Raw genomic sequence first — 11,778 nt, forward strand, 5'->3', positions numbered from 1 at the left:
CGCTACTCCGGCGACGGCACGGGAGGCGGCGGCCGTGCCGCGTCACTCGTCACGTGCGGTGCCGTCGTCGCGTGCTCTGCCGCGTCGGGCCGTATCCGCCGGGGGCCGATGGCGGAAGCTGTCAGGTGTGAGCTTTCTCGCCCCGACCGCCCGCGCCGCCGGCGTCACCGCCCGGACCGCGCCCTTCATCAGGCGCGGCTCCCGTCTGCCCGCCCTCACCGCCGCCGCCTTCCGGGTGCACGCCGCCGTCCCAGCGGGCGCGCCGCATGTCGATGCGCGGGATGTGCCCCTCCGCCCGGTGCGACGCCTCGCGCAGCGGGGTGCCCTCGGCGCGGTAGTGGTCCAGCGCCCGCAGCTCGTGGGCGGGGAGCAGGGTCCCGTCGGAGCGGACGACGCGCCACCACGGCACGGCCGATCCGTACAGCGCCATGACCCGGCCGACCTGGCGGGGTCCCCCCTCGCCCAGCCACTCCGCGATGTCGCCGTAGGTCATCACCCGGCCGGGCGGGATCAGGTCGGTCACATCGAGGACGCGCTCCGCGTACTCCGGCATTTCGGCGCCGGTCGGGGCGGTGCCGGTCCCGCCCTCGCCCGTCTGGTCCTGGCTCATCCGCCCCATCCTGCCGTACGCCACCGACAGCCCGGCCGAAACGGTATCCGTCCGGGCACACCGCGTGCACACGGGTGGAAAGGAGCGTATGTTGCGCTTCCCGCGCCCGTGCGATGCACCCTGATGCCCTCCTCCGTCTACGGGCCGTGCCACCATCATGCGGGCGGTGACCGGTGATACCAGACCACGAAGACAGACCAGAGGCGATGAAGGAGCAGGGCGTGCAGCCACCGAAGGCGGCGGACGCCTCCGATGCCGGGGAGCGCCCGCAGGGTGATTCCGAGTCCTCCGGAGCGCCCCGTGCCGACGGCCCCACGACGTCCACCACCGGACATCTGGCCGGCTCGACGCTGGCCTCGGCCGAGGCCGCTCTGACCGACCGCGTCTCCGGTGACGAGCCGCTGCTGCCCGCCCGGGTGCACCGCCCCTCCGACCTGATGCGGCTGCTCATCGGGGTGCTCGCGATCGCGGTGCTGTTCTCGATCGCCGCGTTCGCCCAGGGCACCACCACCGGCCTGGAGGACGACATCTCCAAGGGCACCGAACAGGCGCCCGATCTGTTGATCAAGATCGCCGGCCTGGTGTCCAGCATCGCCGTGCTGCTGGTGCCCGTCGCCTTCGCCATCGAACGTCTCATCAAACGCGACGGGCTGCGCATCGCGGACGGGGTGCTCGCGGCCGTGCTCGCCCACGGGGTGACGCTCGCCACCGACCTCTGGGTCTCGCGCTCCGCGCCCGGCACCATCCAGGACGCGCTGACCCAGCCGCAGACGGCCGGCGGTCTCACCGACCCGGTGCACGGCTATCTCGCGCCGGTCATCGCGTACATGACCGCGGTCGGGATGGCACGGCGGCCGCGCTGGCGCGTGGTGCTGTGGGTGGTGCTGCTGCTCGACGCGTTCGCGATGCTGGTGGGCGGGTACACCACCCCGTTCTCGATCATCCTCACCGTGCTGATCGGCTGGACCGTGGCGTACGGGACGCTGTACGCGGTCGGCTCGCCGAACGTCCGCCCCACCGGCCAGCACCTGATGGCGGGGCTGCGGCACGTGGGCTTCCGCCCGGTCGCGGCGATGCGCACCGAGGACGCCACGGACCACGCCGACCAGAACGACCGGGGGCGGCGCTATCTGGTCACCCTGGAGGACGGCCCCCCGCTGGACGTCACCGTCGTCGACCGGGAACAGCAGGCCCAGGGCTTCTTCTACCGGGCCTGGCGGCGGCTCACGCTGCGCGGGATCACCCAGCGGCGCTCGATCCAGTCGTTGCGCCAGGCGCTGGAGCAGGAGGCGCTGCTCGCGTACGCGGCCATCGCCGCCGGGGCGAACGCGCCCAAGCTGATCGCCACCTCGGAGCTGGGCCCCGACGCGGTGATGCTCGTCTACGAGCACATCGGCGGCCGGACGCTGGACTCGATGGAGGACGAGGAGATCACCGACGACCTGGTGCGCGGCACCTGGCGTCAGGTGAAGGCCCTCCAGTCACGGCGGATCGCGCACCGCAGGCTGACAGGTGACGCGCTCCTGGTGGACCGGTCGGGCAGGGCGTTCGTGACGGATCTGCGCGGCGGCGAGATCGCCGCCGGCGATCTGGTGCTGCGGATGGACGTGGCCCAGTTGCTGACCACGCTGGGACTGCGGGTGGGGGCCGAGCGGTCGGTCGCCGGGGCGCTGGCCGTGCTCGGCCCGGACGCGGTGGCGGACTGTCTGCCGCTGCTCCAGCCGATCGCGCTGAGCCGCTCCACCCGGGCGACGCTGCGCCGGATCGCCCGAGAGCGTTCGCAGCGCGAGCGGGAAGCGGTGGTGGAGGCCTCGCAGGCCGCCAAGCAGGCGAAGGCGCAGGCCGCCGCGGAGGCCGCCGGGGAGACCCTCACGGATCACGGCACGGACCACCAGGCGGAGCAGAACGCGGGCACCAGGACCGGCCCCAAGGCAGACCTCAAGGCGGACCACAAGGCGGAGCGCAAGTCGCTGCGCACCGAGAAGCAGGCCGAGAAGCGCGCCATCGACGACGCGCTGGAGGAGGCCCGCGAGGAGGATCTGCTCGCCCAGATCCGGCGTCAGGTGCTGCTGATCCGCCCGCAGGCCCCGGTCGAACCGGTGCGTCTGGAGCGCATCAAGCCGCGCACCCTGTTCAGCTTCATCGCCGGGGCCATCGCCGCGTACTTCCTCATCTCACAGGTCACCCAGGCCAACTTCGGGGTGGTCGTGGAGCAGGCCGAGTGGGGCTGGGTGGCGGCCGCCCTCGGCTTCTCCGCGCTGAGCTACGTGGCGGCGGCGATGAGCCTGCTGGGCTTCGTGCCGGAGCGGGTGCCGTTCCGCAAGACGGTGCAGGCGCAGGTGGCCGGCTCCTTCGTGAAGATCGTCGCCCCGGCCGCCATCGGGGGCGTGGCGCTGAACACCCGCTTCCTCCAGCGGGCCGGGGTGCGCCCCGGGCTCGCGGTGGCGAGCGTCGGGGCCTCGCAGCTCTTCGGGCTCGGCGCCCACATCATGCTGCTGGCGCTGTTCGGTTATCTCACCGGTACGGAGAGGACCCCGGACTCGCTGACCCCGTCCCGGACGGTGATCGCCGGTCTGCTGACGGTCGCGGTGCTGGTGCTGGTGGTGACGGCGATCCCGTTCCTGCGGAAGTTCGTGGTGACCCGGGTGCGCTCGCTGTTCGCCGGGGTCGTGCCGCGCATGCTGGACGTGGTGCAGCGGCCGCAGAAGCTGCTCACCGGCATCAGCGGCATGCTGCTGCTGACCGGCCTGTTCGTGCTCTGCCTGGACGCCTCGATCCGGGCGTTCAGCGGCCCGGGCGTCCCCCAGCTGAGCTACGCGAGCATCGCGGTGGTCTTCCTGGCGGGGAACGCGATCGGTTCGGCGGCCCCGACGCCGGGCGGGATGGGCGCGGTGGAGGGTGCGCTGACGCTGGGCCTGATCGCGGTCGGCCTGCCGGCGGAGGTCGCGGCTCCCGCGGTGCTGCTGTACCGCGTGATGACGCTGTGGCTGCCGGTGCTGCCGGGGTGGATCTGCTTCAACCAGCTCACCCGCAAGGGCGAGCTGTAGCCGGACGGGCGGCCCGGCGGCGGCAGCGGGCCTCCGCCACCCGCATGGACCGCGCCCGGCCGCGCTCCCCGGCGGCCCGCCGCACGATGGGGGCATGAGGACTTCCCCCGCTCTGCGTGCCGCCGCCCTCGCCGCCACCGCCACCGTGCTGCTGCCGCTGGCCGCCTGTTCGGACGACGGTGACGGGGAGGGGTCCTCGACTCCCACCGGGGCCTCGACCGCCTCGCCGTCCTCCACCCCCGAGGACCTGGCGTCGCAGCAGCTCGCCTGGTCCCCGTGCCCGCCTCCGAACTCCGCCCAGGGCGGCGGCGAGTCACCGTCGCCACTGCCCGGCGGCGTGGTGTGGGAGTGCTCCTTCATGGACGTACCCCTCGACTACGCGGAGCCGGACGGCCGCACGATCGAACTGGCGCTGGTGCGGGCGAAGGCCAAGGACCGGAAGCGGCGGATCGGCTCGCTGGTGTTCAACTTCGGCGGACCCGGCGCGTCCGGCGTCGCGACGCTGCCCGCGTTCGGCACCGAGTACGACAAGCTCCGCACCCGGTACGACCTGGTGAGCTTCGACCCGCGCGGGGTCGGCCGCAGCGAGGGCGTCGAGTGCGCCGACGACGCCCAGCTCGACGCCTTCTACCAGGAGGACTCCACCCCGGACGACGCGGCCGAGGAGAAGCAGTTCGTCCAGGGGCAGAAGGACTTCATCGCGGACTGCGAGGAGAACTCCGGCCCCGAACTCCCCTTCGTGGGAACGACGAACGCCGCCCGCGACATGGACCTGATGCGCACCGTGCTGGGCGACGACCAGCTGCACTACTTCGGCATCTCGTACGGCACCGAGCTGGGCGGCGTCTACGCCCACCTCTTCCCCGACAAGGTCGGCCGGGCGGTCTTCGACGCGGTGGTCGATCCCACGAAGGACGCCGAGCAGTCCTCCATCGGCCAGGCCGAGGGATTCCAGTTGGCCCTGGACAACTTCACGAAGGACTGCGCGGAACGCGACGACTGCGCACTGCCCGGGGCCACCCCGGAGGAGGTCGAGCAGGGCATCGCCGATCTGCTGGCCGAGCTGGAGGAGGAGCCCGTCGACGGGCTCGGCGACCGGGCGCTGACGCAGACGCTCGCCACCACCGGCATCGCGTCCGCGCTGTACTCCAAGGAGACCTGGCCGCTGCTGGAGCAGGGCCTGGACGAGGCGGGCGGTGGTAACGGCGGGCTGCTCCTCGCCCTGGCCGATTCGCTGAACGGCCGCTCGGAGGACGGGCGGTACGACAACTCCAACGCCGCCAACATCTCCATCAACTGCGCGGACAGCGAGCAGCGGTTCTCCCTGGAGCAGACGAAGGCGGCGCTGCCCGCGTTCCGCAAGGCGTCCCCGCTGTTCGGGGACTACCTGGGCTGGGGCCTGATGAGCTGCACCGGCTGGCCGGTGGCGGGCGCCTGGAAGACCCCGGACGTCGCTGCCCCCGGCTCCGCCCCGATCCTGGTCATCGGCAACACCGGTGACCCGGCGACCCCGTACGCGGGCGCGAAGGCGATGGTGGAGAAGCTGGGCGAGGGCGTCGGCGTCGAGCTCACCTACAAGGGCGAGGGTCACGGGGCGTACAACAGCAAGGACGCGTGTGTGCAACGGACGGTCGACGGCTATCTGTTGAACGGTACGGTGCCGAAGTCCGGCACCGTCTGCGGGTGACTCCGACCCCCGACTCCCCTGTCCTGCACGGCGGTTAGCATGGCCGCACATCACAGCCGCCCGAGGTGTCACCACCGGCTTCGGGCCAGGGGGCGTCGCGGGCCCGGCCCTGACCGGCAAGACGCCCCTCCTAGGGGAGGGAAGCCGGATCATGCGTGCGCACCGCCGTGTCCATCGGGCCGCCGTCAGGACAGGAGCAGCTCTCCTCTCGGCCGGACTGCTCGCCGGCTGCGGCCTGTTGAGTTCGGAGCCGGAGGCGAGCGAGCCGGCCCACGGCCGCCCCGCCGACGCCTCCGCCGCGCCCGAGCCGACGGACCTGAAGGACTCCCCCAGGACACCGCAGCTGCCCTCCGCCCTCACCTCGCAGCGCCTCGACTGGAAGCGCTGCCCCGCACCGGGGACCGGCGAGGCCCCCGGTTCCGTCTGGCGTTGCGCGAGCGTGGACGTGCCGCTGGACTACGCGGAGCCCTCGGGGGAGACGCTCTCCATCGCGCTGGTCCGCAAGAAGGCCCGTGACAAGGGGCGGCGGCTCGGCTCGCTGCTGTTCAACTTCGGCGGGCCCGGGGGGTCCGGCGTCGGAATACTGCCGCGCTCGGCCGACGCGTACGCGAAGCTCAACTCCCGCTACGACCTGGTGAGTTTCGACCCGCGCGGGGTCGCGGCCAGCTCCGGGGTGCGCTGCCGCACCGACAAGGAGCAGGAGCAGGCCCACCGCAGCGTCGACCTGACGCCGGACACGGCGGCCGAGGAGACGGCGTTCATCGAGGACGCCGCGGACTTCGGCGCCGGCTGCGAGCGCCGCTCGGGCGCGCTCCTGCCGCACGTAGGGACCACCAACGCCGCCCGCGACCTGGACCTGATCCGCGAGGTCCTGGGTGACGAGAAGCTGTCCTACTTCGGCTTCTCCTACGGTACGGAGCTGGGCGGAACGTACGCGCACCTCTTCCCGCACAGGGTGGGCCGCACCGTGCTGGACGCGGTCGTCGACCCGACGGCCGACGGGACCGGGCACGCCCGCAACCAGACCACGGGCTTCCAGCGCGCCCTGGCGAACTACCTCAAGGACCGCGGCCAGGACCCGGAGGAGGGCTCCGAGCGCATCGCCCGTCTGCTGGCCCGCATAGACCGGAGCCCACTGCGGACCGACTCGGGCCGCGAACTGAGCGAGTCGCTCGCCATCACCGGCATCGTCACCCCCCTGTACTCCGAGTCGGGCTGGCCCGCCCTGACCGCCGCGCTCGACGAGGCGGAGAACGCCGGAACGGGCAATGGTCTGCTCCGGCTCGCCGACTCGTACAACGGGCGGGACGAGCAAGGGCGTTACGACGCCCAGAACCACGCGCAGCGGGCGATCTCCTGCGCCGACTCGGCGTCCCGCCCCACCGTGGACGAGGCCCGCGCGCTGCTGCCGGAGTTCCGGAAGCTGTCACCGGTCTTCGGCCCGTTCCTGGCCTGGGACACCGCGGGCTGGTGCGCCCAGTGGCCGGTAGAGGGGGAGCACGAGACACCGCAGACCAGTGCGCCGGGCGCGGGCCCGATCCTGGTCGTCGGGACGACCGGCGACCCGGCGACCCCGTACGAGGGGGCACGGCGGATGGCGGACGAGCTGGGCAAGGGCGTCGGCATCCTGCTGACCAACAAGGGCGAGGGGCACGGGGCCTACGGCGGCAACGACTGTGTGACCTCGACGATCGACGACTACTTCCTGGACGGGAAGGTCCCGGAGGACGGGAAGACCTGCTCCTAGGGTCTTTCGTTGGACCAGGCCGGACCCCGGACCCCGCGAGCCCGGGCCGATCCGAACGAGAGGCCCTGGCCCGGCCGGACACACGGAGGGGCCCGGCCCGCAGCGCGCGGACCGGGCCCCTTTCCCGTACGGGTGGTGCTAGTACACCGGCTTCTCGGGCTCGATCTGGTTGACCCAGCCGATCACGCCGCCGCCGACGTGCACCGCGTCGGCGAAGCCCGCGGACTTGAGGACCGCGAGGACCTCGGCGCTGCGGACGCCCGTCTTGCAGTGCAGGACGATGCGCTTGTCCTGCGGGAGGTCCTGGAGGGCGGTGCCCATGAGGAACTCGTTCTTCGGGATCAGCTTCGCGCCGGGGATCGAGACGATCTCGTACTCGTTCTTCTCGCGGACGTCGATGATCTCGATCTTCTCGTCGGCGTCGATCCACTCCTTGAGCTGCTTGGGAGTGATCGTCGCGCCGAGCGCCGCCTCCTGGGCCTCCTCGGACACGACGCCGCAGAAGGCCTCGTAGTCGATGAGCTCGGTGACGGTGGGGTTCTCGCCGCAGACCGCGCAGTCGGGGTCCTTGCGGATCTTGACCTGGCGGTACTGCATCTCCAGGGCGTCGTAGATCATCAGGCGGCCGACCAGCGGGTCGCCGACCCCGGCGAGCAGCTTGATGGCCTCGGTGACCTGGATGGAGCCGACGGACGCGCAGAGCACGCCCAGCACGCCGCCCTCGGCGCAGGAGGGGACCATGCCCGGCGGCGGGGGCTCCGGGTAGAGGCAGCGGTAGCAGGGCCCGTGCTCGGACCAGAACACGGAGGCCTGGCCGTCGAAGCGGTAGATCGAACCCCACACGTACGGCTTGTTCAGCAGCACCGCGGCGTCGTTGACGAGATAGCGGGTGGCGAAGTTGTCCGTGCCGTCCACGATCAGGTCGTACTGCGCGAAGATCTCCATCACGTTCTCGGCTTCGAGCCGCTCTTCGTGAAGGACCACGTTGACGTACGGGTTGATGCCCAGCACCGAGTCCTTGGCGGACTCCGCCTTGGACCGGCCGATGTCGGCCTGGCTGTGGATGATCTGGCGCTGCAGGTTCGACTCGTCGACCTCGTCGAACTCCACGATGCCGAGCGTGCCGACACCGGCCGCGGCCAGATACATCAGGGCCGGCGAGCCGAGGCCGCCGGCGCCGACACACAGCACCTTGGCGTTCTTCAGGCGCTTCTGTCCGTCCATCCCGACATCCGGGATGATCAGGTGGCGGGAGTACCTGCGGACCTCGTCGACGGTGAGCTCAGCAGCTGGCTCGACCAGGGGTGGCAGCGACACAGGAACCTCAACAATGCAGGTGGTCGGATTCTACGTAGACCGACTTCTTACGGTCGACTACGTACGGTTGTTCTCCCCGTAACACTGCCACGCCCCTTCTCATTCCGAGATACCAGGTCCGATCCGCGAGACGATTTCGTCCCAGTACCTGGGCAGCGCCGCGAATGGGTCGCTTTGTCCGCTTCGGTCGTCGCGGTCGGTCCGGTCGGTCCGGTCGGTGAAGAAGATCGTCCCGGCGCCCTGCCAGCGGGCGATGCGCATGGCCTCCTCCAGATGGGTGCGCGGCACCCCGTGGACGAAGTGGGCGAACCGCTCCGGTGGATAGTCGGCCGTCCACTCGGCCACCTGGGACCAGCGGTAGTCCGTCCACGGGCCCCGGAAGGTGACCAGCTGGTCGGCCGCCTCCGCGTACCCGGGATACGGCTGCGTGCCGTGGCCCAGCACCAGGCGGCCCCCGTCGTCGGCGCTGTCGCTCTCCGCCAGCAGGGCGTGGAGCGTACCGGTGAGCCGGCGGACGGCCGGCAGGCCGGCCCGCTCGGCGGGGCAGCGGGCGAGGTAGAAGCCGCCGATCCGGTACCAGTCGACGAAGGACCGGGCGTCCGCGATCAGCTCCTCGAACGGCCGCTCGCCCCAGGCCAGGTCGAGGTGGCCGAGCAGCCTGCCGCCGGAGGCCCGGACGGTGTCGTCCGGGGAGCCGCCGTGCAGGGCGCGTTCGCGGGCGTTGCGCAGCCGGCCCGCCGCCTCCAGGCAGTGCGGGTCGGGCCGGGAGCCGGGGCCGTCCGCGATGTTGAGGACGGCCCAGTGCAGCGGGGTGCCGGGGCGGGCCAGTTCGGCCCATTCGGCGGGGGCGAGCAGCGGGTGGGCGTAGCCGGGGACGCCGAAGCCGAGCTGTTCGCCGCCCGCGGTGCGGCGGGCGTCGGCGGGAGCGGTCAGATGCGGCACGCCGCCTCCATCCAGATGTCCGCCAGGGACTCCTCCAGATTGATCCGGGGCCGCCAGCCGAGCCGGTCCCGCGCGGTGCGGACGTCGGCCTGCTGCCAGGCGCCGCAGCCGTCGGGATACGGGGACGGGGTGGCGGCGAGGTGCTCCATGACGGACTCGGCGGAGGTGCGCGGAGCCCCGATGGGCAGGCGCGCGGGGGGCGTGTCCAGCTCGTGGAGCGCGCCCGCGTAGCCGGCGACTCTCGCCAGGACGGCGGCGGCGTCGCGGAGGCGGACGGCCCGCCCGGTGCCGATGTTGACGACGCCCTGGGCTGCGGAGAGCGAGGCGGCGTGGACGGCCCGCGCCACGTCCCGTACGTCGACGAAGTCCCGCTGCACGCCGAGGCCGCTGAGCTTCAGTTCGCCGTCGCCGGACTGCATGGCCCGGCGCATCGCCTCGGCGAGCCGGCCGAGCGGGGAGCCCGCGGGGGTGCCGGGGCCGACGGGCGAGAAGACCCGCAGGACGACGGCGTCGAGGCCGGAGCCGAGGACCAGTTCGGTGGCGGCGAGCTTGCTGACGCCGTACGGGCCGCCGGGGCGCGGGACCGCGTCCTCGGCGGTGGAGGACCCCGGCTGCGAGGGCCCGTACTCCGAGGCACAGCCGACCTGGACGAGCCGCGCCCCGCAGCCGCTGCGGCGCAGGGCCTCGCAGACGGTGGCGACGGCGACGGTGTTGTGCCGGGTGAGGTCGCGGGCCCCGCCGCGTGTGGCGCCCGCGCAGTTGACGACGACACCGGGGTGGACGGCGTCCAGGAAGCGGGTGAGCGCCCCGGGGCTGCCGCCCGCGAGGTCGAACCGGACGTCGGCGTCGTCGCCGCGGCCGAGAGCCGTGAGGTGGACGGCCGGATCGGCGAGCAGACGGTCGGCGACGAAGCGGCCGAGGAATCCGTTGGCTCCGAGCAGCAGCACCCTCATCGCGCACCGCCTCGGTGCCGACGGCTCACTGCCGGTGCGGGGGATTGGGGGGTCATGGCGGGTTTCTCCTAGGTCATCGAGTCGGTCGTGCGGTGCTGGACGAGCCCGCGGCGTCGGCTCCGCGGGAGTGGGGCGGTGAAGCGGTGGAACGGTCGGAGTGGCTGGTGCGGTGGCCGGTGGGCGGGTCCTGCGGTGGTCCGTAGGTGGGGCTGGCGTTGGTACGTCGGTGGGGCGTGTGCGGTGGTACGTAGGTGGGGCAGGCGTTGGTACGTCGGTGGGGCAGGCTCAGGTCCGGGTGTGGGCGGAGGCGCGGGAGAGCGCGAACGCCGCGTGCAGCAGCAGGCCGACGGCGGCCCCGCCGCAGGCGAGGGCGGACACGGCTCCGGTCCCGCCCGCCGAGACGAGGGCGTTCACGGGCTGGGCGAGGGGTTCGAGGCCGGGGAGCCGGGCGGCGAGGACGAGGGCCGGGGCCCCGGCCTCGACGGCGCAGGCGGCGGCGAGCGCGACGGTGCCCGGTTCGGGCAGCCCGTGCGCGGCGAGCAGCCGGGCCACGAAGAACAGGACCCCGAGGGCCGCGGCAGCCAGGGGGGTGCCTCCGCCGAGGCCGAGGTCGGCCAGGTACAGCAGGGGCAGCAGTGCGCCGAGGAAGAGGGTGACGGCCGCCAGGAGCAGGGGCCGCACGCCCGCGCCGAACTCCTCCAGGGCGCGGCTGCCGGACAGTTTGCGGTGGGCGTGGACGGTGAAGAGATGGGCGCACCAGGCCGCCGGGGCGACGGCGGCGGCGAGACCGAGCAGCGGGGCCGCGGTGCCGTCCCACGGACCGTCCGGGCCACCGGTCATGACCTGGGCGAGCAGTTCCTCGCCGTACACCGCGTAGCTGAGCAGCCAGCAGCCGTACATCCCGGCGCGGCCCGCTCCTTCGGGGGCGCGCAGGGGGCCGCGGCCCAGGCACGCCCGGAGCGCCAGGCAGGCCAGGACGGCGCCGACGACGGTGACCAGGGCCCGCGTCCCGTCGCCGAGGACGCCCTCGGTGACCCGGAGCACCCCGGCGGTCGCCAGGCAGGCGGCGCCCGGGAGCAGGGCGAGGAGCGTCCACGCGGCCCGCGCGTCGGTGTCGGGACCGGGGCCGGGGGCCCCGCCGGCGGCGGGCTCCCGCGTACGGGGCGGCATGCGGGCGTACAGCTCCTCGGCGAGGGCGAAGACGTCCCGGTGGCGGTAGCGGGCGGCGGTGCGGTCGGTGAGGCCGTGCGCTTCCAGTCCGGCGGCGATCTCCAGGGGGTCCACGGCCCGTTCGCACAGGTCGCGGTGGTGGTGGAGGAGGGACTTCACCGGGTCGGCCGGGCCCCGGCGGGCGGCGGCGCCCGGCGCCCGGCGCGCCGTGGTGCGGGGCCGGATCTCCGCGGGGCGTTCCGGGGCGGCAGCGGGGGTCGCCGGGTCGTCCGGACGGGTCATCGGGGGGTCTCCGTGGTCGGGGC

General features: G+C 73.2%; 8 protein-coding genes. 3 read left to right on the forward strand and 5 right to left on the reverse strand.

The window, feature by feature from the left end:
* Positions 1-121 precede the first annotated feature (121 nt).
* A complete protein-coding gene (locus HET64_RS04700) occupies positions 122-610 on the reverse strand; it encodes an MGMT family protein (protein WP_215102613.1) in 489 nt (162 codons plus the stop codon).
* 206 nt (positions 611-816) lie between these two features.
* Here HET64_RS04700 and HET64_RS04705 point away from each other — a divergent pair, with 206 nt between their 5' ends.
* From HET64_RS04705 to HET64_RS04715, 3 genes are all read left to right on the forward strand, one after another.
* Positions 817-3,657, forward strand: a complete 2,841-nt coding sequence (locus HET64_RS04705) for a lysylphosphatidylglycerol synthase transmembrane domain-containing protein (RefSeq protein WP_251144777.1) — start codon at positions 817-819, stop codon at positions 3,655-3,657.
* A gap of 94 nt (positions 3,658-3,751) precedes the next feature.
* Positions 3,752-5,344 carry an alpha/beta hydrolase gene (locus HET64_RS04710; RefSeq protein ID WP_215102617.1) on the forward strand — a complete coding sequence of 531 codons (1,593 nt, stop codon included), beginning with the start codon at positions 3,752-3,754 and terminating at the stop codon, positions 5,342-5,344.
* A gap of 151 nt (positions 5,345-5,495) precedes the next feature.
* Complete coding sequence (locus HET64_RS04715) at positions 5,496-7,091, forward strand: alpha/beta hydrolase (RefSeq protein WP_215102619.1); 1,596 nt, start codon at positions 5,496-5,498, stop codon at positions 7,089-7,091.
* A gap of 138 nt (positions 7,092-7,229) precedes the next feature.
* On the opposite strand, the gene moeZ is transcribed toward HET64_RS04715, so the two are convergent.
* From moeZ to HET64_RS04735, 4 genes are all read right to left on the reverse strand, one after another.
* Entirely contained in the window at positions 7,230-8,408 is a 1,179-nt protein-coding gene (gene moeZ / locus HET64_RS04720; protein ID WP_215102621.1) for an adenylyltransferase/sulfurtransferase MoeZ, read from the reverse strand.
* Positions 8,409-8,507: 99 nt separating this feature from the next.
* The gene (locus tag HET64_RS04725) at positions 8,508-9,350 is read right to left on the reverse strand and encodes a spherulation-specific family 4 protein (protein WP_215102623.1); all 843 of its coding nucleotides are present in this window, start codon (positions 9,348-9,350) and stop codon (positions 8,508-8,510) included.
* The gene (locus HET64_RS04730; protein ID WP_003966459.1) at positions 9,338-10,303 is read right to left on the reverse strand and encodes an NAD(P)-dependent oxidoreductase; all 966 of its coding nucleotides are present in this window, start codon (positions 10,301-10,303) and stop codon (positions 9,338-9,340) included. Before HET64_RS04730 ends, HET64_RS04725 begins: the two co-directional genes overlap by 13 nt.
* A gap of 285 nt (positions 10,304-10,588) precedes the next feature.
* Positions 10,589-11,755, reverse strand: a complete 1,167-nt coding sequence (locus HET64_RS04735; RefSeq protein ID WP_251144778.1) for a hypothetical protein — start codon at positions 11,753-11,755, stop codon at positions 10,589-10,591.
* Between the last annotated feature and the right edge of the window lie 23 nt (positions 11,756-11,778).

Origin of the sequence: Streptomyces sp. McG3, assembly GCF_018619185.1 — a bacterium.
GTDB lineage: Bacteria > Actinomycetota > Actinomycetes > Streptomycetales > Streptomycetaceae > Streptomyces.

Bases quoted from the DNA above. Each gene is read 5' to 3' on its own strand.
- HET64_RS04710 (WP_215102617.1), top strand. From the start codon at position 3,752: ATGAGGACTTCCCCCGCTCTGCGTGCCGCCGCCCTCGCCGCCACCGCC.
- HET64_RS04700 (WP_215102613.1), bottom strand. From the start codon at position 610: ATGAGCCAGGACCAGACGGGCGAGGGCGGGACCGGCACCGCCCCGACC.
- HET64_RS04730 (WP_003966459.1), bottom strand. From the start codon at position 10,303: ATGAGGGTGCTGCTGCTCGGAGCCAACGGATTCCTCGGCCGCTTCGTC.
- HET64_RS04715 (WP_215102619.1), top strand. From the start codon at position 5,496: ATGCGTGCGCACCGCCGTGTCCATCGGGCCGCCGTCAGGACAGGAGCA.
- HET64_RS04705 (WP_251144777.1), top strand. From the start codon at position 817: ATGAAGGAGCAGGGCGTGCAGCCACCGAAGGCGGCGGACGCCTCCGAT.
- HET64_RS04735 (WP_251144778.1), bottom strand. From the start codon at position 11,755: ATGACCCGTCCGGACGACCCGGCGACCCCCGCTGCCGCCCCGGAACGC.